General features: G+C 51.8%; 27 protein-coding genes and 1 pseudogene. 18 read left to right on the top strand and 10 right to left on the bottom strand.

What is annotated here, in order from left to right:
* The first annotated feature begins 66 nt into the window (after positions 1 to 66).
* From J2Y91_RS22655 to J2Y91_RS22645, 3 genes are all read left to right on the top strand, one after another.
* The gene (locus J2Y91_RS22655) at positions 67 to 624 is read left to right on the top strand and encodes a recombinase family protein (RefSeq protein ID WP_133625266.1); all 558 of its coding nucleotides are present in this window, start codon (positions 67 to 69) and stop codon (positions 622 to 624) included.
* A gap of 82 nt (positions 625 to 706) precedes the next feature.
* Positions 707 to 1,609 (top strand): LysR family transcriptional regulator, encoded by a 903-nt coding sequence (locus J2Y91_RS22650; protein WP_133625267.1) that lies wholly within the window; start codon positions 707 to 709, stop codon positions 1,607 to 1,609.
* Between the two features lie 171 nt (positions 1,610 to 1,780).
* On the top strand, positions 1,781 to 2,992 hold the full coding sequence (locus J2Y91_RS22645) for an MFS transporter (protein WP_166643228.1): 1,212 nt from the start codon (positions 1,781 to 1,783) through the stop codon (positions 2,990 to 2,992).
* Positions 2,993 to 3,303: 311 nt separating this feature from the next.
* On the opposite strand, the gene J2Y91_RS22640 is transcribed toward J2Y91_RS22645, so the two are convergent.
* The gene (locus tag J2Y91_RS22640) at positions 3,304 to 4,203 is read right to left on the bottom strand and encodes a LysR substrate-binding domain-containing protein (protein WP_166643229.1); all 900 of its coding nucleotides are present in this window, start codon (positions 4,201 to 4,203) and stop codon (positions 3,304 to 3,306) included.
* Positions 4,204 to 4,319: 116 nt separating this feature from the next.
* On the opposite strand from J2Y91_RS22640, the gene J2Y91_RS22635 reads away from it, so the two are divergent.
* Genes J2Y91_RS22635 through J2Y91_RS22625 form a run of 3 tightly spaced genes read left to right on the top strand, consistent with a single transcriptional unit; the run spans position 4,320 to position 6,252 of the window.
* Positions 4,320 to 4,952 carry a DsbA family protein gene (locus J2Y91_RS22635; RefSeq protein WP_253539774.1) on the top strand — a complete coding sequence of 211 codons (633 nt, stop codon included), beginning with the start codon at positions 4,320 to 4,322 and terminating at the stop codon, positions 4,950 to 4,952.
* Between the two features lie 57 nt (positions 4,953 to 5,009).
* A complete protein-coding gene (locus J2Y91_RS22630; RefSeq protein WP_133625270.1) occupies positions 5,010 to 5,858 on the top strand; it encodes an MBL fold metallo-hydrolase in 849 nt (282 codons plus the stop codon).
* Between the two features lie 4 nt (positions 5,859 to 5,862).
* Positions 5,863 to 6,252, top strand: a complete 390-nt coding sequence (locus tag J2Y91_RS22625; RefSeq protein WP_133625271.1) for a nuclear transport factor 2 family protein — start codon at positions 5,863 to 5,865, stop codon at positions 6,250 to 6,252.
* Between the two features lie 104 nt (positions 6,253 to 6,356).
* On the opposite strand, the gene J2Y91_RS22620 is transcribed toward J2Y91_RS22625, so the two are convergent.
* Entirely contained in the window at positions 6,357 to 6,683 is a 327-nt protein-coding gene (locus tag J2Y91_RS22620) for an alpha/beta hydrolase (protein ID WP_166643230.1), read from the bottom strand.
* A 432-nt stretch (positions 6,684 to 7,115) separates the two neighbouring features.
* Between J2Y91_RS22620 and J2Y91_RS22615 the strand changes: the two genes are divergently transcribed.
* The 3 genes from J2Y91_RS22615 to J2Y91_RS22605 all read left to right on the top strand — a co-directional run bounded on the left by J2Y91_RS22615 (position 7,116) and on the right by J2Y91_RS22605 (position 9,293).
* Positions 7,116 to 7,679 (top strand): TetR/AcrR family transcriptional regulator, encoded by a 564-nt coding sequence (locus tag J2Y91_RS22615; RefSeq protein ID WP_133625273.1) that lies wholly within the window; start codon positions 7,116 to 7,118, stop codon positions 7,677 to 7,679.
* Between the two features lie 122 nt (positions 7,680 to 7,801).
* Positions 7,802 to 8,566, top strand: coding sequence for a glucose 1-dehydrogenase (locus J2Y91_RS22610; RefSeq protein ID WP_133625274.1), 765 nt, complete (start codon positions 7,802 to 7,804; stop codon positions 8,564 to 8,566).
* 52 nt (positions 8,567 to 8,618) lie between these two features.
* Positions 8,619 to 9,293 (top strand): Rossmann-fold NAD(P)-binding domain-containing protein, encoded by a 675-nt coding sequence (locus tag J2Y91_RS22605; protein ID WP_133625275.1) that lies wholly within the window; start codon positions 8,619 to 8,621, stop codon positions 9,291 to 9,293.
* Between the two features lie 135 nt (positions 9,294 to 9,428).
* Here J2Y91_RS22605 and J2Y91_RS22600 read toward each other — a convergent pair whose 3' ends face one another.
* Positions 9,429 to 10,337, bottom strand: coding sequence for a LysR family transcriptional regulator (locus J2Y91_RS22600; RefSeq protein WP_133625276.1), 909 nt, complete (start codon positions 10,335 to 10,337; stop codon positions 9,429 to 9,431).
* Positions 10,338 to 10,458: 121 nt separating this feature from the next.
* On the opposite strand from J2Y91_RS22600, the gene J2Y91_RS22595 reads away from it, so the two are divergent.
* The 3 genes from J2Y91_RS22595 to J2Y91_RS22585 are packed head-to-tail and all read left to right on the top strand — an operon-like array spanning position 10,459 to position 13,411.
* Entirely contained in the window at positions 10,459 to 11,388 is a 930-nt protein-coding gene (locus J2Y91_RS22595) for an alpha/beta hydrolase (RefSeq protein WP_133625277.1), read from the top strand.
* Positions 11,389 to 11,444: 56 nt separating this feature from the next.
* On the top strand, positions 11,445 to 12,425 hold the full coding sequence (locus tag J2Y91_RS22590) for a TIGR03571 family LLM class oxidoreductase (protein ID WP_253539754.1): 981 nt from the start codon (positions 11,445 to 11,447) through the stop codon (positions 12,423 to 12,425).
* A 14-nt stretch (positions 12,426 to 12,439) separates the two neighbouring features.
* On the top strand, positions 12,440 to 13,411 hold the full coding sequence (locus J2Y91_RS22585) for a nuclear transport factor 2 family protein (RefSeq protein ID WP_133625278.1): 972 nt from the start codon (positions 12,440 to 12,442) through the stop codon (positions 13,409 to 13,411).
* Here the strand turns inward: J2Y91_RS22585 and J2Y91_RS22580 are convergent.
* On the bottom strand, positions 13,394 to 14,323 hold the full coding sequence (locus tag J2Y91_RS22580; RefSeq protein WP_133625279.1) for a LysR family transcriptional regulator: 930 nt from the start codon (positions 14,321 to 14,323) through the stop codon (positions 13,394 to 13,396). The genes J2Y91_RS22585 and J2Y91_RS22580 overlap by 18 nt on opposite strands.
* A 119-nt stretch (positions 14,324 to 14,442) precedes the next feature.
* Between J2Y91_RS22580 and J2Y91_RS22575 the strand changes: the two genes are divergently transcribed.
* Both J2Y91_RS22575 and J2Y91_RS22570 read left to right on the top strand, forming a co-directional pair.
* The gene (locus J2Y91_RS22575) at positions 14,443 to 15,540 is read left to right on the top strand and encodes an alkene reductase (protein ID WP_133625280.1); all 1,098 of its coding nucleotides are present in this window, start codon (positions 14,443 to 14,445) and stop codon (positions 15,538 to 15,540) included.
* Positions 15,541 to 15,726: 186 nt separating this feature from the next.
* Positions 15,727 to 16,735: pseudogene (locus J2Y91_RS22570) on the top strand (ISNCY family transposase).
* Between the two features lie 152 nt (positions 16,736 to 16,887).
* Here the strand turns inward: J2Y91_RS22570 and J2Y91_RS22565 are convergent.
* From J2Y91_RS22565 to J2Y91_RS22550, 4 genes are all read right to left on the bottom strand, one after another.
* Positions 16,888 to 18,108 (bottom strand): glycoside hydrolase family 5 protein, encoded by a 1,221-nt coding sequence (locus J2Y91_RS22565; RefSeq protein ID WP_253539751.1) that lies wholly within the window; start codon positions 18,106 to 18,108, stop codon positions 16,888 to 16,890.
* A 91-nt stretch (positions 18,109 to 18,199) separates the two neighbouring features.
* Positions 18,200 to 19,027, bottom strand: coding sequence for a DUF2861 family protein (locus J2Y91_RS22560; protein ID WP_133625281.1), 828 nt, complete (start codon positions 19,025 to 19,027; stop codon positions 18,200 to 18,202).
* Entirely contained in the window at positions 19,027 to 19,683 is a 657-nt protein-coding gene (locus J2Y91_RS22555; protein ID WP_208864925.1) for a winged helix-turn-helix domain-containing protein, read from the bottom strand. The genes J2Y91_RS22560 and J2Y91_RS22555 overlap by 1 nt, the downstream gene beginning before the upstream one ends.
* The gene (locus J2Y91_RS22550) at positions 19,670 to 21,070 is read right to left on the bottom strand and encodes an ATP-binding protein (protein WP_166643231.1); all 1,401 of its coding nucleotides are present in this window, start codon (positions 21,068 to 21,070) and stop codon (positions 19,670 to 19,672) included. The genes J2Y91_RS22555 and J2Y91_RS22550 overlap by 14 nt, the downstream gene beginning before the upstream one ends.
* A 382-nt stretch (positions 21,071 to 21,452) precedes the next feature.
* Here J2Y91_RS22550 and J2Y91_RS22545 point away from each other — a divergent pair, with 382 nt between their 5' ends.
* Positions 21,453 to 21,770, top strand: coding sequence for a helix-turn-helix domain-containing protein (locus J2Y91_RS22545; protein WP_048918046.1), 318 nt, complete (start codon positions 21,453 to 21,455; stop codon positions 21,768 to 21,770).
* Positions 21,760 to 23,025: a type II toxin-antitoxin system HipA family toxin gene (locus J2Y91_RS22540; RefSeq protein ID WP_133625283.1), complete on the top strand. Its 1,266-nt coding sequence runs from the start codon at positions 21,760 to 21,762 to the stop codon at positions 23,023 to 23,025. Before J2Y91_RS22545 ends, J2Y91_RS22540 begins: the two co-directional genes overlap by 11 nt.
* Before the next feature lie 181 nt (positions 23,026 to 23,206).
* On the opposite strand, the gene J2Y91_RS22535 is transcribed toward J2Y91_RS22540, so the two are convergent.
* Complete coding sequence (locus tag J2Y91_RS22535; protein ID WP_133625284.1) at positions 23,207 to 23,494, bottom strand: VF530 family protein; 288 nt, start codon at positions 23,492 to 23,494, stop codon at positions 23,207 to 23,209.
* 175 nt (positions 23,495 to 23,669) lie between these two features.
* Between J2Y91_RS22535 and J2Y91_RS22530 the strand changes: the two genes are divergently transcribed.
* Positions 23,670 to 24,077, top strand: coding sequence for an Exc2 family lipoprotein (locus J2Y91_RS22530; protein ID WP_133625285.1), 408 nt, complete (start codon positions 23,670 to 23,672; stop codon positions 24,075 to 24,077).
* 19 nt (positions 24,078 to 24,096) lie between these two features.
* Here the strand turns inward: J2Y91_RS22530 and zigA are convergent, their stop codons facing one another.
* Complete coding sequence (zigA, locus tag J2Y91_RS22525) at positions 24,097 to 25,311, bottom strand: zinc metallochaperone GTPase ZigA (RefSeq protein WP_133625286.1); 1,215 nt, start codon at positions 25,309 to 25,311, stop codon at positions 24,097 to 24,099.
* Positions 25,312 to 25,900: 589 nt separating this feature from the next.
* Here zigA and J2Y91_RS22520 point away from each other — a divergent pair.
* On the top strand, positions 25,901 to 26,709 hold an 809-nt coding region (locus J2Y91_RS22520), incomplete at its 3' end, for a BCCT family transporter (RefSeq protein ID WP_253539748.1).

Raw genomic sequence — 26,709 nt, 5'->3', positions numbered from 1 at the left:
GTATCAAAAATCGTGATTTATGCCTTATGATACTACGCAGTATCAATATCGATTTGTGAGACCAATATGGCATTACTGGGATATGCAAGAGTATCAACCAGCCATCAGAAACTGACGGCGCAGATCACAGAGCTGAAATCTGTAGGTGTCAGAGATGATCGAATTTTTACTGATATGATGTCGGGAGCCACGGACGAACGCGAAGGACTACAACGGCTACTTGCCCGAGCGGAAAAAGACGACATCATCATTTGTACCAAAATGGACCGGCTTGGCCGCAATACCGCAGATATGATCCACATTGTTGATGCTTGCTATAAAAAGGGAATAGCCATTCGATTTTTGGAGAATGGACTGAGTACTGAAGGCACGATGGGGAAAATGGTGATTCAGATCCTTGCCGCTGTTGCAGAGGCGGAACGCGAACGAATATTAGAGCGTACCAACGAGGGCAGAGTGGTCGCGATGGCGGCAGGAGTTAAGTTTGGGCGAAAACCTCATCAAAGATCGGGAATGGCTCTGGAACTTATTCACCTTGATACTCCCATTAAGCTGGTGATGGAGAAAACCGGCATTTCTCGGGCAACTTACTTTCGGTTGAAAAGTCATCAGCGCCGTTCCTGATGGTCAGACGCTACAAATGAAAATTTTTCAGGTTCCTGCCTCGGAAGCTCTAAACATCTTCACATAAATAACCCGGGACATAATGGATAATTATAATCAGTTGCTTGCATTTATATGGGCGTATGAATACGGCAATTTTTCTGCCGCCGCGCGGGCAAACGGATTGACGCCTTCAGCAATGAGTAAACTCATCAGCCGGCTGGAGGCGAGATTACAGGTAAGGCTCTTTCATCGCGGGACGAGAACGTTAACGCTGACCGAAGAGGGGCACGTTTATCTTAACAGTGCCCGGGCAGTCGTTGACGCAATGTCTGAGGCTGATTCACTGGCAGAAGATATGCCATCACGCATCAGCGGGCAGCTGAAAATCCGTACCATGACCACCTTCGCCCGTTATCATATCCTTCCATGGTTGCCCGCGTTTATTGACGCCTACCCCGACCTCGACGTTGATATTGAAACGGGGCCGGTTTACCGGGATGACTTTGATAAAGGGCTGGATCTCGCCATTTATGGTGGTGTACTTGCGAGTTCTTCCCGTATCGCCCGTCGTATCGGTGAGAGTCAGTGGATTACCTGCGCTTCGCCGGCCTACATCACCAGGTACGGGATACCCTCCCATCCCCGTGAGTTGATGGAGCATCGCTGTTTCCACTTTAATTTCGATAGCCACTGGAACCAGTGGGTATTCACCGAAGACAATCAGAGCATTATATTCCCAGTTAAACCGGTTGCCTCACTGTCGCAGGGCGATTTGCTGCGAGATCTGGCTATTCAGGGAGAAGGTATCGTCCGCCTGGCTGACTTTCACGTTCACCGGGATATCAGAGAAGGAAGATTAATACCGCTTTTGAAGGCATTCCAGTCTCCTGTCAGAGAGCCGCTCTATATAATTTACGCGAAAAGGCAGCATCTCAGCCCGCGCATCCGCTGTTTTATTGAATTCATGGAAAAACAGATAGCCCTGCATCCCTGGAGCATTTGAATTTTCAGCCAGCCCCTTACTACTTGTCCCCAAGGTCATATTTAAATACTCACTGTGAAAATACGTCACAGTGGGTATTCCTGCTGCTCGAATCCCATCGCTAAGGGATCGTGTTACTGTTTTATGGATTTTTACAGAACGAATCCATTTCCCAGGACAGAAGATATTACTATGTCAGACAAACAAACATCGCATGCAGGGATGGCACTGGCCATGGCTTTCTTTTCCGGCATGCTGAGCAGCAGTCTTCCCACTCCTCTCTATCCCGTATACATCAGTTTATATGGTTTCAGCGCTTCTCAAATAATGGCGGTTTTTGGCGTCTACGCGGCTGGAGTCCTTTTAGCGCTTGCATTTACCGCCAGGGTTAACATCAGGCCTGAGCTGTATACAAAACCCCTGTATGCAGGTCTGGCCTGCGTTTTGCTGTCATCACTACTGATGATGCTTGCAGATAACTTTATGATACTTATCCTAGGCCGTTTTGTTACGGGTCTGGGTTCAGGTATTTTAATGGCCTATATTAACCGCTCGCTGATTAAATTATTTGATACGGAAGTAAGTAATACTGCGGCATTGACGGCTTCTGCCTCGTTGATCCTTGGACAGGCTATTGGCCCATTAATTACGGGGGAAATCGTGCATCGCGGTTTTTATGTACTTAAGGCTCCCTACGTAATTCTTTTTATTCTGGTTACAGCGTCAGTATTTGCGATCAGGGGCAGTCGTCTGATGATTAACAGGCACAGTACACCCGTAACCGGTGAACGGAAAAATATCAAAGCTCAAGGTCATAAGGTACTCTCTTTCCGGGACGTCATCGTCTGCTGCATGGCCATATTTCTTTCATGGGCGATGGCGTCCACGTTTATGTCCCAGGGACCCACCCTCGCCCGCACCTACTTCAATGTTACCAGCGTGCAGCTGGTAAGCTATTCACTGTCGGTATTCCTGCTGGTTGCAGGTATCACCCAGATAGTGATGAGAAAAAAACACCATTATTCGTCGCTGAAAATCGGAATTGTTACCCAACTTTCTGCGGTTTTGCTCGTCCTCTGCAGTGTATACACAACGGATCCCTTCCTTCTTTTCGTAGCCGTGATGCTCGAAGGATTCGCCTATGGGGCAATACTGGTCGGTGCCGCCACTATCGTTAATGTGGTCGCCAGACAGAGTCAGCGGCACCACCTGATAAACCTTCTTTACATTGTGGGATACGTGGGTAACTGGCTGCCGTTTTCGCTGAGTGTGATGATGGATCATTTCCCCCAGGAAACAGCCCTGAATGCCTATCTTTGTTTGTGCAGTGTTTTAAGTGCGTGTATTGCTTTATCGGCGTATTTCGCGGGAAGGAGCCAGCCAAAATCATGGGTCGGAGCATAAAATACTAAATAATATAGACGGAAAAAATTATCATCCGGGCCCATCTATGCATGATGGCCGGAAATTGAATGCGAAAAATTCAAACGTAAACTCAATATTAAAGGAAAATAAAGATGTTATTATGAATGCTAATTTCCCGGAAATCGACCACGTCGTCTGAGGAAGACTCCTCCCTTACGAGCGCTCAGCCTTGATGACCTGGTATTGCCATCTTCGTGGAAGAAAACACGTCTACGTTTGCTGAAATTTCCACGATGACCGGTATGCTGCGTATTCCTGAATCTAAGCTGGCATGCAAAAGATAAGCACAATCAGCGCTCTTTATCTTTCTCCATCAATATATTTAAAAATGAGCGAACCTTTGTCGGGCGAAATCGAGATGCGGGAAAAACTGCATGAATCTCACCTGAAGGTAGTTCCCATTCTGGGAGCACCTGAATTAAGCGGCCAGAAATAAGATCATCACTGACAACGTAATCCGGCAACACAGAGATGCCAGCACCTTCTCTCACCGCTTCACGGACCGCCAGTGTGTTATTAATGAATATCGAGGGCTGAACGTTGACACTTTGTTGATCAGATCCATTCAGCGTGAAATGCCACTGAGAAGGTTCACGCAGAGCTGTATTGGCTATAAAAGGCAGTGGTTTGATATCTTGTGGTTTATTAATTTTTTCTACCTGCGGCTGCATATTGCGCGGGGCTATCAGCAACTGCCGGAAGTGCCCGATTTTCCTTGCCTGCAAATGTGAGTCGTCTAACCAGCCCACACGGATGGCTATTTCTATATCTTTGTCCACGATATCAAACTTGTTATCACTTATCACGGCATCAACTTTGCAGTCTGGATAGCGCTGACTGAATGCCGTGATAGCTGGAACGACGACGCTGATCCCATAGTCAAAAGGCGCTGTCAGCCTCAATGTCCCAGAAGGCTCTGCCACCAGTGCGTCTAACTCTGCAAAGGCTTCCTCTGTTTCACGTAGAATAGACGCACAGTGCTCATAAAAGACTTTTCCCGCATCCGTTAAGCGAATGGTACGAGTAGTACGGATAAGAAGAGTGGTGTTCAACTCCTCTTCAAGACGCGCGACCTGATGACTGACTACCGCTTTAGTTATACCCAAACGCTCGGCAGCTGCAGTAAATGAGCCAGCCTCAACCACGGAGACAAAGTAGGCAAGGCGTCTGATATTTCCCAGTTTTCTCACTACCGCATTCCAATTGTATGTTTTTAGATGACAAGCTGTTTACCATGGATGTATTTAATATCCAATAAAAGTTTTCTATGATGAGTTACTTTTAAAAATAGGGGGCACCTGTGAACATGATTCTTAATTACTTATTCGATCCGCTTTGCGGTTGGTGCTACGGCGCGTCACCTGTGCTTACTGAACTAAATGACATTCCGGGCATTAAACTTGAGTTCATGCCAACCGGCCTGTTTTCAGATGCCGGCGCACGTCCCATGAACAATGAATTTGCTGCTTTTGCGTGGGAAAACGACCAGCGAATTTCTAATATCACCGGGCAGCCTTTTTCCGAGATTTATCGCGAAAAAGTGCTTCATGGCCAGCAGAAAAAATTTGACAGTGGTTCAGCCACGCTTGCGATTACTGCAGTATCACTGTCAAACCCTTCGCGGGAAATTGAAGCGCTGAAAGCAATACAACACGCTCGTTATGTTGAGGGGCTTGACGTCACGTCATTGTCGGTTCTTGCGGGTGTGTTAAGTTCTCAGGGTCTGGAAAATGCGGCGAAGAAAGTGTTGGATCCTGCAGCAGACTTGCTCGAAGCAAACCATACTCGTACTGAGCGTGCGAAACGATTAATGCGGGAATTTGGCGCACGCGGTGTTCCCACTTTTATTGCCGAATCCGGCTCAAAGCGCTGGATGCTAAACTCAAGCATATTGTTTTCAAACCCTCATGAATGGGTACGTCAGTTAGTGGATTCATAACGTCTGGTGAAAGCAATGCTCACCTAATTACCACTTTAACAGAAGGCGAAAAATACGATGACACTACAAACCAACGTCCCTGATGCAGGGAGGGACATTCCCCTGAGTTGGACACATTTTCCTGCCGGCGAGCACGGTTTTTATCGCTCGCCAGTGCTGATCTCTGGCGATAAGGAAGCCGTACTTATTGACGGTGGTTTTACGCTCGCCGATGGCAGACTGCTGGCAGAGGCTATCCAGAAAACAGGTAAAAAGCTGACCACAATCTATATTAGCCAAAGCGACCCTGATTACTACTTTAGCCTCGGTCCGGTAAGAGCAGCCTTTCCGGAAGCTCGTGTCGTTGCCGCATCGTCGACAATCGATGCCATTAAGAAAAGTGTTGATAAGAAACTGGCAGTGTGGGGCCCACAACTCCAGGACAACGGCCCGCAAACGTTGTCAGACATCATTATGCCCGAGGTATTTGACGAGGATGCGTTATCTCTCGAAGGCCAGGCCCTCGAAATTATTGATGCTGATGGCCTCGCTAACCGTCGTTATCTCTGGGTACCTTCGCTTAACGCCATTTTTGGCGGTGTACTGGTGTTCTCTGGTACCCATGTGTGGACCGCCGACACTCAAGGTCCAGAGGGTCGCGCACTTTGGATAAAAAATCTGGACACCATGGCATCCAGACATCCCACTACGGTCATCGCAGGGCATATGTTACCTGAGGGTGCTACCGATATTTCAGCAATAACCTATACCCGCGACTATCTTCTGGCTTTTGAGAACGAGCTAAGTCTGGCCAGCGACAGTAGCGAACTGATTGCAGCCATGACAAAACGTTATCCTGATGCTGGCATGAGTGTCGCTTTACAAATTGGTGCAAAAGTCGCCAAGGGCGAAATGAGTTGGGGATAGAATAATGAAGAGTAATGTGGAAATTATACGCGCGACTTATGAAGGTACCTCTGAAGAAAATGGAAAGAACCTGCTTGCTGTCCTGTCCCCCAATGCGACATGGACTGAAGCGGCTGGGTTCCCCTATGCAGGGACTTACACCGGTGCAGAAGAGATAATCGCTAACGTATTTCAGCGACTGGCAACTGAGTGGACAGACTATCAGGCAAAGACGCATACGTTTCTTGCTGACGGTAACTATGTTGCTGCTTTTGGGATTTACTCCGGCGTTTATAAAATAACCGGCAAGGCGATGACGGCATCATTTGCGCACCTTTATCGCCTTGAGGATGGGAAAATTATGACCATGGAGCAGTACGTCGATAGCGCGTCGGTCATGTCGGCGTTAGCATAAAGTTAACACCGTCTGACAGGTTTCTACGCACTTGTAGTCGTTTACTGAATTTGGTCAACATCCATTGTGGGCAGTTTCAGTAAACCACTACAAGTGCAATCTGACTAAGCCAAAACTTTCTTCAGCCACAGGCTCAAATCATGGAGTTCATCATCACTTACTGTGCGTCCAACAGGATAGGTCTTCCATGTAACATCATGCCCCGCATTTCGCAGGATATCCCGCGCTGTCATTGCCAGCGCGGGTAATACGATGTCGTCTTTTTCTCCATGAGCGATAAAGACAGGGGGTGTTCGATGTGTATCATGCTGCTCAGCTGAAGAAGCAGAGGCAAGAGGCAGATAGCCAGACATACCAAAAATTCCGGCCAGACGATGCCCGAAACGGATTCCTGTAATCAGGGATCGTGCTGCCCTGAGAGGATCCCCCAATGACAATCCGCTTTCATACCGCGCGAATTTCGCAGTGTATCAGACTCTCATAATATCCCATCGTATTACGCAGTCCTGTTTCGTCTTCCGAACGAGAAAAATCAGAATGACGTTAATCGTACCAGGGCGGTCTGTCCTGTCCCCCGCCTGCGATAATGCTTGAATTGTTAAGCTTTAACGAGCGGCGCTTCTGGATCGTGATTTTCTGGTGGGTATTCGCATTCACTTGATCACCCATTCGCATTTTACTTGACTACCTGTTCGCAAATTACTTGGTCGTTTCCAATAAAAAACCGGGACAGAGCAACCCAAATTGACGGGCAGCTAAGAGCGAGGAGCGGACATTGTTTTAAAGGAGAATGGCGTAATTTCTTGGTTGATTTTTTTAATCATCCATATATGATTGACTAATCACTCATCTAAGGTTCCATTATGGCACGTCCCCTTGACGAAACAAAACGCAGAGCAATCCTCGACGCCGCATTACGCATCATCTCCGGGGAAGGACTTAGCGCAACTACGGCTCAGATAGCACGTGAAGCAGGTGTTTCAGCAGGGTCTTTGTTCACTTATTTTCCCGATAAAAACACGCTGTTAAACCAGCTTTATCTGACCATCAAAACAGGAGTGGCTGCTGCGCTGATGCAGGATTTTCCACTTCAGGCAAACATAAGGGACAGGGCTTTCCATGTCTGGTCTGCCTATATTGGCTGGGCATGTCGTTGTCCGCAGGAGCGGGCGACACTCCAGCAACTGACGGTTTCACGTGTAGTTACTGCGGACGTACGTGAGCAATCTGCTATGCTTTTTGAAGCAACCAATGTCATGCTCAGAGAACTGAGTTCAGCGGGTATTTGTGATGATGTTGATTTTGTCACAACAGTCCTTGCGTCTCTTGCAGAGGCAACGGCTGACTTTGCTATGCGTTACCCTGACCAATCGAATGAGTTTATAGAAAAAGGTTTCGAGATGTTTTACAGGGCAACAGGCATTTAGTCTGCATTTTTGAAATTTAAATGACTGACCAGTTAATCACTTAAAAATACCTTTGTCGGCCCTGAGTATTAACAACAACTGAGCGCTTCGCTCATTAAACTGCCATTATCTGGAGAAATGTAATGACTAATCAGGTAGCTCTAATCACCGGTGGCGCTAGCGGCATTGGTAAAGCAACGGCTCTTAAACTCGCAGCTAAGGGGATTACTGTCGTTATAAGTGGTCGGAATGCTGAACGAGGCCGCGAGGCTGTTGCGGCGATTCAGGCTGTTGCAGCAAACGAGGCTGTAGTGAGATTTATCCAGACCGATGTGACCAGTGAGAACGATGTTAAGTCCTTAATTGAGCATGTCGTTCAGGAATTTGGACACCTGGATATGGCCGTTAACAATGCAGGGATATCTGTCGAGACGACGACTATTCCACAATCTGAAAGTACAAAATTCAGTGCAATGATTGATACCAACGTTCTGGGACTTTATTACTGCATGAAGTACGAACTTCAGCAGATGGTAAAACAGGGGCATGGCTCAATCGTTAATCTTGCTTCCATCGCCGGTCTGAATGGCATGCCGTGGGCCGGGACTTATGCTGCCACCAAACATGCCGTTGCAGGACTGACTAAATCTGCTGCTCTTGACCATGCCACTCAGGGTGTCCGCATAAACGGTGTGGCACCGGGAGCCACCAAAACAGATATCATTGCCGCTCAGCTGGATGGCAATGATGAAAATTATAATGAAGACGTTATCAGCGCTATGCATCCGATGAATCGCCTCGGTAAACCAGAAGAGATCGCAAATGGGATTGTCTGGTTACTTTCAGACGAGGCAAGCTTTGTTACGGGCCATATTCTGAATATCGACGGTGGCTTTCAGGCGAAGTAATTCCGATAGAGGGCCGGGGATCCCCGGCCAGTCAGGAGTCAGGAGTCAGGAAGTGAATATTTTGATTTACGGCGCATCCGGTATGGTTGGTCAGGGTGTATTACGTGAGTGTCTGCAGGCTGAGGATATTGAATCGGTCACCATTGCAGGACGCTCAGTATCACCACTTCAACACCCAAAGCTGTGGCAGATTGTTACGTCAGATATTGCCGAAGCCTTGGGCGATAACTCATCACAATATGATGCCTGTTTTTTTTGCCTTGGCGTGAGCGCATCAGGTATGACAGAGGGCCAGTACAGTAAGATTACCTATGATTTAACACTAAATATTGCCAGAAGACTGGCTGAATCAAACCGGAAAATGACATTTATATATGTCTCAGGAGCTGGCACAGATAGTACCGAGAAAGGGAGGGTGATGTGGGCCAGGGTAAAAGGAAAAACGGAAAATGCTCTGCTGGCACTGGGTTTTGATTCGGCCTTAATGTTCCGCCCTGCTGTAATCCAGCCTCTCAACGGTATTGAATCTAAAACATCCAGCTACCGCCTTGTTTACCGGCTTGCAGCCCCCTTTTTTCCTGTCCTCAGACTTATATTTCCCCGGTCAATTTTAACTACCGTTGAAATGGGCAACGCTATGCTTAACGCCGTCCGGTACGGTTCCAGCAAAAATATTCTAGAAATGGCTGATATAAGTTTATTGGCAAAAAAACGGCACAACAAATGACTTCAGGATGTTCAACTGATCAGCTACTGGCACGAAGCGGGCGAGGTAAAGGTCCTCTATGAGCGAACAGCGGACGTGGAACCTGTAAATGAATGCCACATAACTGCGTTTGGAAGTCCTGTACGGACATTTCCCTTATTCCCAGGGCACGCCTTGCTCCCAGCTTTCAACCAGCAGATCGATAAAGGCACGAATTCGCGGTGATAAATGTCGTTTACTGGGATAAATGAGCCGAATAGGTTCCGGAGGGAAAGGAAACGCCTCAAGCACGGGTATTAATTTACCGCTACGCAAATCCTCCCCTAGCAAATAGGTCGGTAAGTGAACGATACCAAATCCGGAAATTGCCGATGCCCGCATGGCTTCCGAACTGTCGAGGTTTAACCGCCCGGGTCCTTCATACACAAAAGTGCCTTCCGTAGTCGCAAACCGCCAGCTTCGTCTCTTTTCTGCACTCAGAAGAAAAATGGTGTCATGCCTGGTTAAGTCTGCGGGCGTTTTTGGCACGCCCCGTGAGGACAGATATTCGGGAGATGCACAAGTGACAATGTGCTGCGAAGCAATCGTTCGGGTAAGAATCCGGGAGTCATCGCGAGGTTCACCGATGCGAATAGCAATATCAAAGCCTTCTTCAATGAGGTCGACAAACCTGTCGCTAAAGGATACCTCCGCACGAAGCTCCGGCCACTTTTTGAGATAAACATCCAGAACGGGAAGGATATGGTGCTGCCCAAAAGAAAGCGGCGCACTCAGTCGGAGAGTCCCCGTTGGCTTACCTCTGCGCATGGCCATGGCAGCATCGACCTCTTCCAGGTCATCCAGTATCTGTCGGCAACGTTCGAACATGATCCTCCCCTCATCGGTCAGACTCAGACTCCGGGTGGTACGGTTAAGGAGGCGTACCCCCATACGCGTTTCGAGTCTGACAATACTCTTGCCAATGGCTGAACGTGTGAGTCCGAGAGAACCCGCAGCGTGGGTGTAACTCCCGGCTTTAACAGCCGCAACGAACGCGGCGATATCACCAATGCTGTTGATTTCCATGATTTATTTATCTCATTCAATACGGGCGTTAATGTACCCTGATAAGGGAAGCACATTCCCCAAATATTTACCTATCATAGTCACCTGTTACTTTTTAGTGCAAATACAAACAGGAATAAAAATGCTGAATCAACAAACCAAACAAGCCGTAAAAGAATGGTCAGAAAGCCTGGCTGGCCTGGGCCCAATCCTTACGGGTGAGGATACCGTAACGCCTATGAGCGAGGTGCGTGACGCCTATACACGTATGCTGGCTAAAAATCCTGCACCTGCCGGTGTGATTTTTTCTGAAGTCGACATGGGGGGCGTGCCGGGAACGCTGGTAACCCCCGACAACCTTGAAACTGATGCCATCGTTATGTACATCCACGGCGGGGCTTACATTGTCGGTGAACCTGCTGGCTATCACGGCATTGGTGGTAACTACGCCAGCATGCTGGGCGCACGGGTTTACATGCCGGATTACCGTCTGGCGCCGGAGTATCCTTTCCCTACGCCCGTTACCGATACCGTTCGTGCGTATGAGTGGTTAATTGAACAGGGATTTGACGCCAGCAAAATCATACTGGCGGGTGAGTCTGCGGGCGGAGCGATGGTGGTTACCGTTATGGTTGCTGCACGCAACAAAGGCCTGCCGCTTCCGGCTGGCGGTGTTTCTATTTCCCCATGGGCCAACCTTGAGCACACGGGCGTATCCATGACCAACCGGGAAAGCCTCGATCCGCTAAACACCAAGGCCGGTCTGGATTTCCTGGCACGCACCTTCCTGGGCGGTGCGTTACCTAATCACCCAATGGCATCTCCCGTGTTTGCCGACGTAACGGGTCTGCCGCCGGTGCTGGTTCAGATTGGTGAAAACGAACTGATGCTAAGCGATGCGATGCGTCTGGCCACTCACCTGGGTGATCACCGCGTTCGCGTAAATCTGGAAGTCTGGCCAGGTATGTTTCACGCATGGCATTTCTTCTCCACACTGCAGCCAGAAGCGGTACAGGCCCTGGAGAGCTCAGTCGTCTTTATTAAGCAGGCTCTACGGGATGCCGCGAAGTAATTATCAATGATGAATTGAATAACGGGCGCGGCTGACCGCGCCCATCAGGAGTGAAAATGCCCCATTTACATACAGAACTTACTTATCCGCCGGATCTTGACTCACACAGCGCCTATAAGCGCGTATTCCGCCCGGGCCGCCTGACCTTTGGCTTTATTATGCCACTTGAAGGTTATCCGGATTCGCCTTTCCCGACTCTGCAGGATCATCAGGCGCTGGCAAAATATGCTGATGACGCTGGTTTTTCCGCTCTTTGGATGAGAGATGTTCCCTTTTATGACCCGCGGTTTGGTGACACCGGACAGATGCTGGATCCTATGGTCTACCTCGGATTTCTTGCCTCTCAAACTACACGCATAACGCTGGGTACTACCGGTATGGTGTTACCCCTGCGGGACCCGATTATATTGGCGAAGCAGGCAGCCTCGGTGGACCAGCTAAGTGGTGGGCGGCTTCTGCTGGGATTGTCCAGCGGCGATCGTGCTGTTGAATACCCTGCGTTTGGAGCCGATTACGATAACCGTGCCGAACGCTATCGGGAAGCGTTTAGTCTGATAAAAACCGTCAGTGAGAGGTCCTTCCCAGTGGCTGAAACGGCGTTTTACGGCAAGCTTTCAGGCAATCTTGATCTTGTTCCTAAACCGTTTAAATTCCGCATTCCGATGATTGTGGTAGGGCGGGCACGGCAGGACCTGAGCTGGATAGCGGAGGAAAGCGACGGATGGATATGGCATCTGAGTGACTTCTCAACGCTCCCGGAGCTACTTGAATTCTGGCGTGACGGTTACGACGACAATCGTTTCAGACCTTATGGCTATGCCACCTTTTTTGACCTCGATGCTAACCCTGACGCCCCGCTTCGCAGATTGATGAATGGCATCACTGTCGGCCGCAATGCGCTGATAAAGCTATGGAAGGAGCAGGAATGCCAGGGGGTAAACCACGTTGCGTTAAATCTGAAACCGCTGACACGGCCCGCAGCCGAGGTGATGGCTGAAATGGCAGAATTCGTGTTACCCGAGTTTCCTTCTGAATAAACGCAGGACAATAAATGAACAGTTCATTTCATTCTTCGGTGCAGAGCCTGATTAGTTTTTGTGAAACCTGGTCAGGGAATGCTTGCTCAGACAATAGCCAATGGCTGGACCCCTCGGTCAGATTAGTCAGCAGTCATCGTGGAACAGTTTCCGGCCGTGAAAATGTCGCCGCCCTTTTGCAAAATGACTTTGCTGACCTGGACAACGTATCCGTTACGCTGACAAACACCGTTGAGCGCCGGAACGATAAAGATTACGTCGCCAGTGCATACCTGCACGGGCAGGCTTCGCGCAAAGGTTCCGGACGTCATAACCAGGTGCGGTTTGGGGGGACGGTCGTGATGAGGGCAGGCACAGATGAGTCCCAACCTGTTATCCATACTCTTCACCTGCAAATAACCTGGACTTCAGGTGCAAGGCAGTTTTTATCGGGATGGCTGCTACCGGCTGAAGAATCCGGCTGGCATCAGGGATTTCCGCAAGTCGCCATCATCAGTGAACTTGACGCCCCCTGGAATATTGTGCCAGAAAACCACCGTGATACGAGTGAAGAACAGGGGGTCATCGATACCTGGTATCGCTATGCGTGGGCGCTGGACCAGGCAGATTTCAAACTTTTCAGCACATGCTTTAGTGAAAATGCTGCGGGTAATTTTACCCCCCTGGGCTACATATCAGGGAGGCGGAATATTATTGCCGCAATGAAAGCCTTCCGGCTTCCGTGGCCCTGGATGCAGCATTATGGTGAACCGCTGAAAGTATGTATCCAGCCCGATCGTCAGTCGGCCTTCCTGATAATAGGCCGGATTATCGCGGAGAAAACACACGACTCAGGGGGGCGCGAAATCTACGGCGCGCATTACCGGGTTGGAATGGAAAAGGATTCTCACAATCGTTGGTCAATATGCTGGAGCGAATATAATCCAGGCTGGCTTTCAACAGACGATGTATCCGGTATTGATACCGCATTACCGCGCAACAGATGAACGCTGCGCGCTCGGCAAGCGTGCCGGCAACTCTTTTTTCAGTTCTTCAATCAAGGCTCTCACTTTAGGAAGGACCGTGTGAGTCCTGGGCCAAATTGCAGAAATGGGGGTGGGCGGTGCCTGAAATGTGGGTAGAATTGCACGAAGCTGCCCCTTTTTGATGGCATCACCGCATAACCAGTCCGGAAGTTGCGTCACCCCACATCCGGCAATAGCCGCTTCCAGCATGGCTTGACCATTATTAAAACGGTAGGCTGAGGAAACAACATGCCTTACAACGTGTCCCTCTTTACCCCGGATTAGCCAGTAAGTTTGCCCGTCTGACGGTAACCCTGAAATGCATCTGTGTGATGAAAGCTCACGAAGATCAATGGGGGTGCCTGCTCGTTCAAGATAGCCCTCAGAGGCGCAAATGGTAAGCCTTTGCTCGCCCAGGCGGGTGGCAACCAAATCACCTGAGTCAGGCAGGGGGCCAAGCCTCAGCGCGAGGTCAAAGCCGTCTGTCGCCGGGTCGCGAACCCGATCGCTGAAATCAACTTCGATGTTCAGGGTCCGGTATTTTAACGCCATGATATTGAGTAAGGGCATAATGAAAAGATGCCCAAAGGCCACGGGAACCGTCAGCCGCATCAGTCCAGACGGCTCCACTATCCCCGCCTCTATGATGCTTTCAGCATCTGAAATCATATCCAGAGCAGCAGTGCAGCGATTGAAATAGATCTCACCTTCCGGCGTCAGCGACAGGCTTCGCGTACTGCGGTTGAGTAAGCGAACCCCCAGGCGGATTTCCAGACGCTTGATGCTTTTACTGAGTGCAGAGCGCGTCACGCCTAAACCCTCAGCAGCAGCAACGAAACTGCCTTTTCTGACGACTTCAGTAAATTCCTGTACGCCATTGAGTTGTGCCGTCACAAATATTGGTTCCTTTATCTCAACACTGAGGGGCTTTTTGCCCAGGTAATCATGGCCTTCAAATAAGGTTAAGATCGTTGCTAACAGATGTTTACCATGAAATGGCGTCAGGAGACAGAATGAGCGAGTTGCTAAATATCTATACAATGAATGGAATAAAGCTTAATAATCGTGTCGTTATGGCACCAATGACCCGATCGCGGGCCTATGACCTTGTTCCCACTGACAGTATGGTCACCTACTATCGCCAGCGCGCAACAGCAGGTTTAATTGTTTCCGAAGGTTCACCTGTTTCAATGGAAGGCCGTGGACAGGCTTACACGCCGGGAATTTACACTGACGAACAGATAGAGGGCTGGAAAAAGGTGACAGAGGCAGTACATGCGCAGGGTGGGAAAATATTCATCCAGCTTTGGCACGTAGGACGTTCCTCACACATTGCTCACCAGCCTGATGGGCAGGCCCCGGTCAGCTCCGTCTCACGCGTTGCAGAAGGCTGCACCACTCACATTCCTGGTGATAACTGTCAGTCTGTACGCGTATTTCACAGCCAGCCCCGCGCATTAGCAACGGATGAAGTCCCGCGGGTGACACAGGATTTCGTTCAGGCAGCTAAAAATGCCATCGAGGCGGGTTTTGACGGAGTGGAGATCCACGCAGCTAACGGCTACATCTTCGAGCAATTTATCAATGGTGGACTTAACGACAGAACAGATCGTTATGGCGGTAATATTGCCAATCGTCTGCGGTTTACGCTGGAAACTGTGGATGCTATCTCTGCAGCCATCGGGAGTCATCTGACAGGTATCCGTATTGCACCCTTTGGCCGCCTGCAGGATATGCATAGCTTTGATGATGAGCAGGATACCTGGTTATCTTTAGGTATCGAACTGCGTCGTCGACATCTCGCATATGTGCATTTGAGCGATCAGGAATCTCTCGGAGCTCAGGCCATTCCTGCTGGTTTTCTAACAAAGTTTCGTGAGGCCTACGAGGGAACTCTTATCGTCGCAGGCAGCTATACACAGGCGCGTGCAGAAATGGCACTCAGAGAGGGGTTTGCCGACTTAATTGCATTTGGGCGTCCTTTCATAGCCAATCCAGATCTCGTTAAACGCATGAAAAATGGGTGGCCGATAGCTATTCCTGATAAAGATACGTTCTATACTGGGCGAGATGCAGGTTATATAGATTATCCCACGCATCACGTCGATTAAGTTCCCAGAAGCTGGAACGTATCCGGAATGCCTCCGATCTTAAAACAGCTCCGGTTTTCAGCCATTCGGAGAGGAGGAATTCTATTAATAGTGAATTGCCAAATAAATACCCATATTTCATATAATTACTTCGTTAGAGTGGTTTTTTACATCATCGGCCCCCGAACCCCGCTGAGGACGCAACTAATGACGGCTTACGGTTCGGAGTGCTTTACGATGAATGAAGTTAACCGCCTCAAGATCCTGCAGGATGTCATTGATGGCAGGCTCACTACTTCGCTTGCATCACAACGACTTGGCCTGACGGATCGTCACTGCCGGCGTCTGCTTGCGCGTTATCGCGAGTCCGGGCCACTGGCACTGGTGAACCGCCGCCGTGGATTGCGTAGTAATCGCCAGCTTCTGCCTGGCCTTGCTGAACTTGCTCTGGGCATCATCCGCGATAACTACGCCGACTTTGGTCCGACGCTCGCCTGCGAGAAGCTGGCCGAACTCCATGACGTTGTGCTGGCTTAAGAGACCGTGCGTCAGCTGATGGTACGAGCCGGACTCTGGATCCCCCGGAAAATGCGTGCGCCGAGGATCCAGCAGCCGCGGTATCGTCGCACCTGCGTTGGCGAGCTGATACAGATCGACGGCTGCGATCACCGCTGGTTTGAGGAACGCGGACCGGCCTGCACGCTGCTGGTCTACGTTGATGACGCGACCAGTCGCCTGATGCAGCTCCACTTCGTAAAGTCTGAGTCCACGTTCACCTATTTTGACGCCACGCGCGGCTATCTGGAGCAGCACGGTAAGCCGCTGGCATTCTACAGCGACAAAGCCAGCATTTTTCGTATTAACAACAAAAATGCGGCTGGCGGTGACGGACAGACGCAGTTCGGGCGCGCGATGAACGAGCTGAACATCACCGGCATCTGTGCTAATTGAGCTTCGGTCAAATGGCATTGCACTTCCCTGCTCTGCTTATGACCGCCTGGCGGAAGTCGATCAGGGTGCCATCGTTGAGAATAAGCGGCTGGGACACGCGCTGGCCGTGGCTAAGCGGGTTCAGGAAAAGCGCGACAGCACGCGTTCACTTTCGGTACCATCGGGCAGTGGACCCAGTCGCAGAGGACAGAAAAAAGATCCGGCGAAGAAGTCACAGCGCTTCCTGAATGAAACTGATTTGCTTGAAGCACTTGCTGACTTATAGACCCGCAGCCAGGATATATTCGGCAAGACCTGACGGACATTTCAATTTAGCTAAAACCCGGACATTTAAAACTAGCCTCAACAGTATGTCAGTCCAAAGCAACGATGTCGTGCTTATTTCCAGCTCTGCTCATCTGCCGGCATCTTATGAATTCATTTCGGGCCAGCTTTTACTCTGCCGTGCTCCAGACGCCGGCGAATGGGTTCAAACTCAGGCCCCGGATGACGCGCTAAGGTGTCCGCAGTATGTTGCTCCATCGCCTGCCAGTATGACCACGGCACCTTACGTTTGCCGAGTTCGTAGTCCATGGCATCCCAGCTGTCTTCGCGGAAGCTGTAAAAGGCCCAGTGCGACTGCTTTATATCCAGTACCTGCAACACATCCTCCAGGTACTTCTGGCATCCCGGCAGCATGCGGATACAGCCGAACTCTCCGGCTACCATCCGGCTGGCCGGTATATGCTGTTGTTCAGCCCAAATAAAAGGTTGTTGCAGATACTGTGCTATGCGCTGCGCGTTCCACATCTCTTTCCCCGTACCGAAGGGGACCACACCGGGATACGAGTACGGTTTTTTGCGCTTAAGATTTGGCCCACTGGTGGCGGCGTAGGGTTCATACATATGAAAACTGTACAGCACACGCGTGTCGTCCAACGCCGCGGGCCAGTAGCCAAACCCATCAGCTGCACCATACCAACCACCGTCTACCATGACAGGCGTAAGCGGATCTACTTCGCGAATAGCGCTAATCAGCATCTGATAAAATGCCGGCAGATCGCGTGCGCTGCCCTGATGATGCTGGTACCAGCGCTGCATCTCTTCGATGCCGGCGTGTTCGGCAAGCCCGGCACGCTTTTCTGGTGCGGGCTCATTAATCAGGTTGTAGGCTGCCACCCCGGGAATATCCTTCAGCGCCGCAGCCAGGTCGCGCCAGAAAGCCGCACTCTGCTTCCAGTAGCTTTTGTCCTGCCACAGACGGTCATCAAATTTCCCCCCGTTATTTTGCGACCAGCGCATACCGGGCAGGCTCAGCGGGGAGATGACTACTTTGAGGCCTGAATCATGTGCTTTTTTTAGCGTGGCCTTCAGCGTGCTGAGATCCGCAGGCTGTAGCCCCCGATAATGATCAGCATCGCCCATCAGAAAGTCACGCTGCTGGGGGTGCCATTTGTCATAGGACAAACGTACCCAGCTGGCACCGTAGCCACGTAATGCAGCAAAATAGGCCTTGTCCGGCGGCAGGCGGTTAAAGCTGTTGCCTCCATAACGCGGGCTGTCCCAGAAGGTAATCTCATCGGCGGCACGCGAGAAACCAGACAGTATTCCCCAGAGCAACAGGGCCAGGCACAGCGATACGCGCAGATTTTTCATCATCGTTATCTCTCTTATCTTGAAATGATGAGAGGCAGTATCCCCTGCGCCGGAAGCCGAATTGTCAGAGCAATGTCAGAATATGCCCGCGCCCTCAGTTTTTCAGCGTGAGTAGCGGTCCGGCCATGCGGTGTTCAAAACGCAGCGTGAGCCCGCCCCGCGCTTCCACGCGGATCACGGAAGCAGTGCCCCATAAATTTTCTGCATCATCACGCGGCGGCCAGTTATGTAGCTGGAGGTCATCGCTGCGATGCCACGCTACCTGCGCAAAGCTATCGCGCCTTAACAGTGCCTGCTCCAGCCAGGGAGCAGGGCAGGCAGCCGCTACTGTCGGGGGATGCAGCTTAATCTTTCCCTGCTGAAGCTGTATCCAGTTAAGACGGTTGCTGCCCTGTAAAGCCAGCGGCTGCTGCCACATTTCACTGCCGGAACGCACCGTCAGCAGATAGATACCGGCGGCTAACGGTTTATTCAGGTCCTGGCTTTGAATGCTGAACCCATCACTGCCGTGATATTCTTGCTCAGCTCCCGCCATTAAATCCCTGCCGTCCGGGGAAGAGAGCACGACACGTAACTGACGAGACGGGCTGTTCCCACTCAGCTGCACCCGGTAAATACGGTTGAGGGGCATATCGCGCTGGATCAGCGACAACGAAGGGTGATCCAGCCAGTCCGGGATTGCTACCGGCAGGTCATTGCCACACTGAACTGTGATCAATGCATCCAGCGCCTGTAGCCATGCATCACGCTGCGCCGCACTACTCATCTGAGGCCAGCTGATAAGCAGCTGTTGCCAGGCCAGATCGCTGCGCTTAGTGAGAAGCGCGTGATAGAGCGGTGTCAGCGGCGTGGCGGGCAGCGTGACGGCTGCGATTCCAGTGGGGAGAAGCAGCCCGGCGATAAACGTTAGAAACGGACGCATCAAGGCAGTTTTTCCAGACGATAACCGACGCCACGCACGCTGCTGATAGCGATATCCGGCAGCTTCTGCCGCAGCTGTAAAATATGGGTATCCACGGTGCGGGTCGAGGGAAAACTTTGGTAGCCCCAGACCTGATTCAGCAGTTCGTCACGGGTAAACACCCGTCCGGTCATATGCACCAGCGTTGACAGGAGTGAAAATTCCGTTGCCGTCAGGGTGACCTCTCTTTTTCGCCAAATCACGGCCTGCCTTGATGGGAAAAGCTGAAGTTCCCCGACCGTCAGCTGCCCCTCGCCCAATGTACGCAGCTGGGCACGAATGCGCGCCAGCAGTTCGACATGCGCAAAAGGTTTAGTCAGATAGTCACGGGCCCCGGCTTCTAGGCCATCAACCCGGTCATCAATACTGGCGCGAGCGGTCAGCACAATCACCGGCAGCGCTTTTTTTGCCAGCCATCGCGGGAGAAAACGCAGGCTGTCACCGTCGGATAACTGCCGGTCGAGGATAACCAGCCCGGCCAGATTCCACAGGTGCGATACCGCTGCTGTTTCGCGCGTCCAGTGGCAGATAAACCCTTCCTGCCGCAGGAAGGAGGTCAACCCCTCACCCAGTGCAAGATCGTCCTCTATCAGCAACAGCGTATTATTGCTTGTCACAAGGCAGCTCCAGAGTGAAGGTGGTAGGTGGCCCGCTGAGCGTCAGGCGCCCCTTAAGTCGCCAGATAATGCGTCTGACAATCGCCAGTCCGAGGCCCATCCCGGACTGCGCTGAAAGAGACCGCCCCAGGTGGGGTAAACGCGGTGACTGCAGTGAACCTGAATCCGTCACCCGCAGAGTGAGCCGCCCTTTATCCCACTCTGCGCTCAGACGAACCGGGGCGCGTCCGTGGCAAAAAGCATTATCCAACAGGTTATTCAGACACAGGGTGACCCAATATATTGGCAGTGCGACCCGGCGATCGCTGGCGAGGCAAAACGTCAGCCCGGGCCAGCATCCCGTTATATGGCTAAGCCATTCGCTCAGTAACAGCGCGGTGGGGGCCTCCAGCACCTTCCGCCGACTGTCACCAGTCAGATAGTGCTCGCTGGCTTCAGCCATCTGCCGCATGCGCTGCACGCAATCCGCCAGCGCGGCAAAACCGGACTGTGCAGGCAGCGGCAGAGTGTCGAAATCACGACGAAAATCTTCCACCACGTTGCCCAGGCGGGCGATGGGCGTGCGCAGTTCATGCGTCAGCATCTGCAGGATAAAGCGATGCCGCTGCTGCAAACGTCGCCGCTGCCAGGCAAACCAGATCAGGGATACAGACGCCATGATTGCCGCACCGGTCAGTAACGATCGCCAGGCTGCGCTGCTCTCAACGCCTGGTATGATGCAAAGCGTGCTCAGGGCAATATCACAACGTCCGCCAGCAGCAAGTAATATTATTCCTGCGCGTCTGGCTAGCGGCTGCCAGACCTGGGGCGCGTATAGAAGCCACTGTTGATGATGTAATCGCCACAGCGTGCCGTTCTGCATCAGCCAGCCCTGCCCACTTGCCAGCGCATCAAGGTTCTCATCAGATAGCAGGCCAATGCCTCCCAGCGCCTGCGGTCTTTCCCGCACGTGTAGCACCTTTTCCAGCGCCGCACGCTGCTCAGGGTGGCGCTGCAAGTAGTACCAGGCGTTGCTTCCTCCGAGCGGAGAGACGGGATGTGCGGCAAACCAGTCAGCCGTAAGCAGCGTGTCATGACACAATGCCAGCGCCAGCTGACGGCTCGCCCTGGGTACCTCACGAAGTGACCCGGTACAGCGCTGCTGATAATGGTACAACGCCGACAATACCGGTAATGGCAAGTCGTCAAAGTCGGGATAAAGTGAAGAAGGGCGTAATAGCAACGGGTCCAGCTGCTGCAGCGTGCTGAGCGGGATCGCTATGCTAGCCGGAGCCTGTTCGAGCGCGGAGAAAAACTGGTCGGCAGACTGAGAAAGCGGCAGCGGCGCACAGGCGGCGATCAACAGTGAACAGACTGTCAGCAGCGACAGCATCTTGCTTCGTTCCATGCGCACTCTCCACCGATCGCTGAGGCGCAGATAACTAACAAAAAAACGGTCCATGATAAACAAGATATTGTTAATAACGCGAGTTCGGTCATGGAAATGGGCAGGCTACTATTTCTGCTCACCCGCCGCCAATGCGCTTAATCAACCAGCGAATTGACATCATCCCCTCCTTGAAGAACGGGCTTTTACCGCGCACCTGATAAACTGCACCATTCCCTGTAAAACAGCTTTCGCCAACCGACTAACTCCATAATTTCATAGTTTGTATCGATATTAAGCTGTTTAACCCCATGATTATGGATTTAATCGCTTTGCCACAATTACTACTTAACTCTATAATAACGTGTATTAACCTCATATTTTAAAGATAAGCATTATTATGATGGATTTAACCCTTAGTAAACCCGGCGAAGTTGTTAAGCTGCTCTGCGAGCGGCTACGCAAAGAGCGCCTGACGCAGCAGATGACGCAGGCCGACGTCGCGTCGCGGGCGGGGATTGGCGTCAATACGGTGTCAAACCTCGAAGCCGGGCGCAACGTGGGGTTTGAAAATCTGGTACGGGTGGCGATGGTGCTTGGGCGCGGGAAAGAGCTGGAGGCGCTGTTTATGCCTCAGATCGACAGCATCGACGATCTTCTGCGTTACGAGAAGAGTACTGCACGCCAGCGCGTAAAAAGGAGTTCAACCCATGGTCAGTAAAGTCGATGTTTACTACGAGGGCTGGGATGAACGATGGCAGTGGGGAACGCTGGTGTCATCGATCGCGTTAACCGGTCGCCCGCTGATCATGTTTGAATACAGCGAAGAGGCGGCGCGGCGCGGACTGGAGCTTTCGTCGCTCCGCCTGGCGCTAAAAGGGCCGCGGCTGCGCAGAGATTTCCCCGCGCATCAGCTTGGCTTACCCGGCCCGGTTTACGATGCGCTGCCCGATGGTTGGGGCATGCTGCTAATGGATCGCCTGTTTCGCCAGCGCGGGCTGAATGCAGCGCGCATTGGCCCGCTTGAACGGCTGACTTACATCGGTAGCAATGCGATGGGGGCAATGTCGTTTGAACCTTCACAATCGGAAGCTGCTGCCCTGGCGCAGGATATTACGCTGTCGAAGCTGGCGACGGAGGTTCAGGAAGTTCTGGACGGCGAAGGTGGCGCATTTCTGCAGCGGCTACTCCAGATGGGCGGGTCGCCTCAGGGTGCGAGGCCGAAAGCGCTACTGTACCGCGATCCGGCCAGCGGCCATTTCACCACTGCCGCCTCTGCACAACTGGAGGCCTGGCTGATTAAATTTCCCGCCCGCCAGGAACATCCTGAAGTGTGCGCGATCGAGGCGGTGTATGCACAGTGCCTGCGCGAGTGTCAGATCGATACGCCTGACACCGCTTATTTCTCTTTGCCCAATGGTCAGGCGGCGTTTGCCTCAAAACGGTTTGACCGCCAAAACGGATTGCGGGTGCCGATGCAGAGCCTTGCGGCCTACACCGGGGCCAATTATCAAGTACCCGGCGCGCTGGATTACACCAGCTTCCTGCGTGCAACACAGCTGTGTACCAATGACGTACGCCAGAAAGCCCTGGCTTTTGAGCGCGTCGTGTTCAATATCGTGTTCAATAACCGCGACGATCATCCGAAAAATTTTGCTTACACCATGACGCACAACGGCCAGTGGCAGCTGGCACCGGCCTACGATGTCACCTGGTGCGAGGGACCGGGTGGTTATCATCAAATGGACGTAATGGGCGAAGCGTTACAGATTGGCCGTGAACATCTCCTGGCGCTTGCTGAGCAGGAAGCCGAGCTGAGTTCGCAGCAGGCGGGTAATATTATTGCGAAGTGCTGTGATGTGGCAGCGGGCTTTGCGCTGAAGGCTGGCGATATGTTCCCCGGCCAAATCACCGGGGAAACGTTGCGTACCCTGCAGGCGCGGATGGATGACAACATTAAACGGTTAGGCCGCTAGCGACTGCGTTTTCATCAGCAGGGCTGCTTTGGCAATCTCAGGTGCAAGCCAGCGATCGTCAGTCCAGGTCGCAACCTGCTCACGCAGCAGCGCTGGTGCCCATGCTGAGGTGGTCTTCCTACAGTGCGGATGTCACAAAATAGGAGACAGGAGAGCCCTTTCATGTATTTACGAGGCTTGATTACGAACGGGGGCGATTTTTCGCGTTGGCCCAGGGATCGTTATCCTGAGATTCCTCACTGGCTTCAGGCTCACTTATCGTGGCGATGTAGAGCGCTTCCACTTCCTGGCGCGCCCAAGGCGTGCGGCGTAAAAATTTCAGGCTGGATTTGATGCTCGGGTCGCTTTTGAAGCAGTTGATCCTGATGCGCTGCGCCAGTTCTTCCCAGCCATATCGCTCAACCAGCGCGGTGACCAGCGCTTCCAGCGTGACGCCGTGCAGAGGATCTTTTGAAGAGTGAGTGGTCATGGTCATTCCGGTTCTGTCAGAAAATTGCGCACACCATACTGAGCGTAAAGGCGTTATGCAATCTCCGCCATCATAGCAGCAGGTGAAAATAACTGTATCTGGAGGAAATTTTGCGTCAGAATCAGCAGTGCAACAGTTTTATAAACAGGATGTTACACCCTCAAAAGGAAATGTTATGCCTCGTACACTCATCGCCATGATTGTCGCTTCATTGTTCCCGTTCTTATCCGGCTGCAACAATCACCTTCCCAGTCCGCAAGCTCATGCCAAAAGTTATGTGTTCAAAACGAAGAAGGATTTCGATCCGAACTTCTACACCAAAACGTCCGATACCATCAAAGCCATGACACCGGTATTTGCTCAGTTCTACGACATGGGGGCGAAAGATCGTCAGGCAGGAGTGAGCCGCAGCGAGGCCGAGAAAAAAGCGGCGGCGATGTATCACGATGAAGCACTGAACAGGCTGCAAAAACAGGAGACGTTCGTGAACCAGACCATCACCTCTCCGGCAGGTAAAAGAAGAGTTCACATTTTCATTACTGAAGCCTCTGGCGCTTACCTTGATGGTTTTGCCGGGCGTTGATGCCATCCCTGGCAGCAAGTCAGTTAAACCACTCCGGAACCGGGTCGGCCATTCCGACCCACGCCTGCGGACCGGCAGCCATCTCAGCATGGCTCAATAATGCGCTGTCCAGCTGCTGTCGAAGCCACTCTTCATCCATTTCCATACCAATAAACACCAGCTCCTGGCGCGCATCGCCGATGCCGTCCTGCCAGTTACGCATTATTTCCAACAGCGACTCCTCATCCTGTGGCCAGCGTTCGCGCGGCACGCTGACCCACCAACTTCCTGCCAGTCCCTGACGCGAAACGCCTCCGGCCTGTGACCAGTTACCGGCAAAAGCCGGACGAGAAGCCAGCCAGAAATAGCCTTTCGAACGCACCACGCCCGGCAGCGTATTGCTGAATAATGCCCAGAAGCGCTGAGGATGGAACGGACGGCGCGCTCGCCAGACAAAATGGCTGATGCCATACTCTTCGGTTTCCGGTACGTGGCTGCCGCGCAACTCCTGCATCCATCCCGGCGCCTGCGCGGCATCGGCGAAGTTAAACAGACCGGTGTTCAGCACGCGCTCCAACGGGACAGCACCAAAACTCGCCGTTTCTATCAGCGCCCGGGGGTTCAGGCTGCGCAGAATGGCAAACAGCCGTTCACACTGTTCGGCATCAATCAGGTCGGTTTTATTCAGCACCAGCACGTCGCAGAACTCGATCTGTTCAATCAGCAGATCGACAACCGTGCGCTCATCGCCCTCGCCCAGCGATTCTCCGCGCGATTGAATGCTGTCACATGACTCGTAGTCGTGCAGGAAGTTATAGCAATCGACCACCGTGACCATGGTATCGAGCCGCGCTACGGCGGAAAGGCTTTCCCCACTCTCATCCTCGAAAGTGAAGGTTTCCGCCACCGGCAGCGGTTCGGAGATCCCAGTGGACTCAATCACCAGTTGGTCAAAACGCCCTTCCCGCGCCAGGCGGTTAATTTCCAGCAGCAGGTCTTCGCGCAGCGTGCAGCAGATACAGCCGTTACTCATTTCAACCAGCTTTTCATCGGTGCGCGACAGTTCAGCGCCGCCATCACGCACCAGCGCAGCGTCAATGTTCACTTCCGACATATCGTTGACGATCACGGCTACGCGGCGCCCTTCACGATTATTAAGGATGTGATTTAACAGCGTGGTTTTACCCGCACCCAGGAAGCCGGAGAGAACGGTGACCGGCAGACGGCTGTCCGCCGCAAGATTGATATTTGACATTGGAACATCCTTACAGACTGATAAAACCGCGATAAAGACAGTGTGAAAACTGACGGCACACCATTTATTTTTGATATGTTATAACATAACAATATGTTTTGTCATTATCCTCTTCGGCTTTATTGCTTGTGGGACCGGATTGAAGCTTGATGATAAAATTCATTAAAAATAGACACGAGGATATAACCGCAATATTAACGTGGTTATAAGTTAATTCTCATAAAGAATAAACGGAGTGAAGGCAGGAAATTGACGACGATAAATCACCAGACTGAACGGAAAAATATCGCCCAGACTTGCCGATTTTCTGCCGAAAAATAGCCAAAAATGAGACGCTAAAGTTTTTTTTAATTGAATGCTCAATCAATAAAACTTATCATCGGTGCTCAAATTTACCCAAAACTTACCGTCAGGGGGCCAATTGCAGAAAAACTAAAACAATAAAATCAGAAAGTTACACCACTCATCACCTGAGAGTTCTCCCAGTGTAATTAGCGGATATACGGCGGATTTTACCCAGTATGCGCTAATGCGCGCTTCGCAGAGCGGACTTCAGGTTATTTTTCTGGTCACTGTTTGCGGAGACATTATGCCGTCAATCGAAATACCTGCAAAACCTCAAAAAGATCGTATTAATCCGGTGGTGTTTTACACCTCAGCCGTCCTCATCCTGCTATTTTCCCTGACCACTATTTTCTTCACCGATTTATCCGATCGCTGGATCAATCTCACCCTTGACTGGGTATCGAATACCTTTGGCTGGTATTACCTGCTGGCAGCCACGGTTTACATCGTCTTCGTGCTGTTTATGGCCTGTTCACGCTTTGGCTCGATCAAGCTCGGGCCGGAGCAGTCGAAGCCCGAGTTCAGCCTGATGAGCTGGGCGGCAATGCTGTTTGCCGCCGGGATAGGCATTGACCTGATGTTCTTCTCGGTCGCGGAACCCGTCACGCAATATATGATGCCTCCGGAAGGTCAGGGCCAGACGATGGAAGCGGCGCGTCAGGCGATGGTCTGGACGCTGTTCCACTACGGTCTGACTGGCTGGTCGATGTATGCCCTGATGGGGATCGCGCTGGGTTACTTCAGCTATCGCTATGGCCTGCCGCTGACCATCCGCTCTGCGCTCTACCCCATTTTTGGCAAGCGCATTAACGGTCCGATTGGTCATACGGTGGATATTGCCGCCGTGCTGGGGACCATTTTCGGTATCGCCACCACACTTGGCATTGGCGTGGTGCAGCTCAATTATGGCCTCAAGGTGCTGTTCGACGTGCCAGAAGGACTGACGGCGCAGGCCGGGCTGATTGTACTGTCGGTGATTATGGCGACCATTTCCGTTACCTCCGGCGTCAACAAAGGGATCCGTTTCCTTTCTGAGCTGAACGTACTGCTGGC

Origin of the sequence: Erwinia aphidicola (assembly GCF_024169515.1) — a bacterium.
GTDB classification, from domain to species: Bacteria; Pseudomonadota; Gammaproteobacteria; order Enterobacterales; family Enterobacteriaceae; genus Erwinia; species Erwinia aphidicola.
The sequence above is the reverse complement of the archived record's forward strand: the minus strand, read 5'-3'. Positions and strand labels throughout refer to the sequence as shown.

Bases quoted from the DNA above. Each gene is read 5' to 3' on its own strand.
- J2Y91_RS22630 (WP_133625270.1), top strand. From the start codon at position 5,010: ATGACACTACAAACCAACGTCCCTGATGCAGGGAGGGACATTCCCCTG.
- zigA (WP_133625286.1), bottom strand. From the start codon at position 25,311: ATGTCAAATATCAATCTTGCGGCGGACAGCCGTCTGCCGGTCACCGTT.
- J2Y91_RS22625 (WP_133625271.1), top strand. From the start codon at position 5,863: ATGAAGAGTAATGTGGAAATTATACGCGCGACTTATGAAGGTACCTCT.
- J2Y91_RS22610 (WP_133625274.1), top strand. From the start codon at position 7,802: ATGACTAATCAGGTAGCTCTAATCACCGGTGGCGCTAGCGGCATTGGT.
- J2Y91_RS22560 (WP_133625281.1), bottom strand. From the start codon at position 19,027: ATGCGTCCGTTTCTAACGTTTATCGCCGGGCTGCTTCTCCCCACTGGA.
- J2Y91_RS22535 (WP_133625284.1), bottom strand. From the start codon at position 23,494: ATGACCACTCACTCTTCAAAAGATCCTCTGCACGGCGTCACGCTGGAA.
- J2Y91_RS22650 (WP_133625267.1), top strand. From the start codon at position 707: ATGGATAATTATAATCAGTTGCTTGCATTTATATGGGCGTATGAATAC.
- J2Y91_RS22590 (WP_253539754.1), top strand. From the start codon at position 11,445: ATGCCCCATTTACATACAGAACTTACTTATCCGCCGGATCTTGACTCA.
- J2Y91_RS22655 (WP_133625266.1), top strand. From the start codon at position 67: ATGGCATTACTGGGATATGCAAGAGTATCAACCAGCCATCAGAAACTG.
- J2Y91_RS22530 (WP_133625285.1), top strand. From the start codon at position 23,670: ATGCCTCGTACACTCATCGCCATGATTGTCGCTTCATTGTTCCCGTTC.
- J2Y91_RS22575 (WP_133625280.1), top strand. From the start codon at position 14,443: ATGAGCGAGTTGCTAAATATCTATACAATGAATGGAATAAAGCTTAAT.
- J2Y91_RS22600 (WP_133625276.1), bottom strand. From the start codon at position 10,337: ATGGAAATCAACAGCATTGGTGATATCGCCGCGTTCGTTGCGGCTGTT.
- J2Y91_RS22615 (WP_133625273.1), top strand. From the start codon at position 7,116: ATGGCACGTCCCCTTGACGAAACAAAACGCAGAGCAATCCTCGACGCC.
- J2Y91_RS22645 (WP_166643228.1), top strand. From the start codon at position 1,781: ATGTCAGACAAACAAACATCGCATGCAGGGATGGCACTGGCCATGGCT.
- J2Y91_RS22635 (WP_253539774.1), top strand. From the start codon at position 4,320: ATGATTCTTAATTACTTATTCGATCCGCTTTGCGGTTGGTGCTACGGC.
- J2Y91_RS22550 (WP_166643231.1), bottom strand. From the start codon at position 21,070: ATGGAACGAAGCAAGATGCTGTCGCTGCTGACAGTCTGTTCACTGTTG.
- J2Y91_RS22595 (WP_133625277.1), top strand. From the start codon at position 10,459: ATGCTGAATCAACAAACCAAACAAGCCGTAAAAGAATGGTCAGAAAGC.
- J2Y91_RS22540 (WP_133625283.1), top strand. From the start codon at position 21,760: ATGGTCAGTAAAGTCGATGTTTACTACGAGGGCTGGGATGAACGATGG.
- J2Y91_RS22545 (WP_048918046.1), top strand. From the start codon at position 21,453: ATGGATTTAACCCTTAGTAAACCCGGCGAAGTTGTTAAGCTGCTCTGC.
- J2Y91_RS22585 (WP_133625278.1), top strand. From the start codon at position 12,440: ATGAACAGTTCATTTCATTCTTCGGTGCAGAGCCTGATTAGTTTTTGT.
- J2Y91_RS22565 (WP_253539751.1), bottom strand. From the start codon at position 18,108: ATGATGAAAAATCTGCGCGTATCGCTGTGCCTGGCCCTGTTGCTCTGG.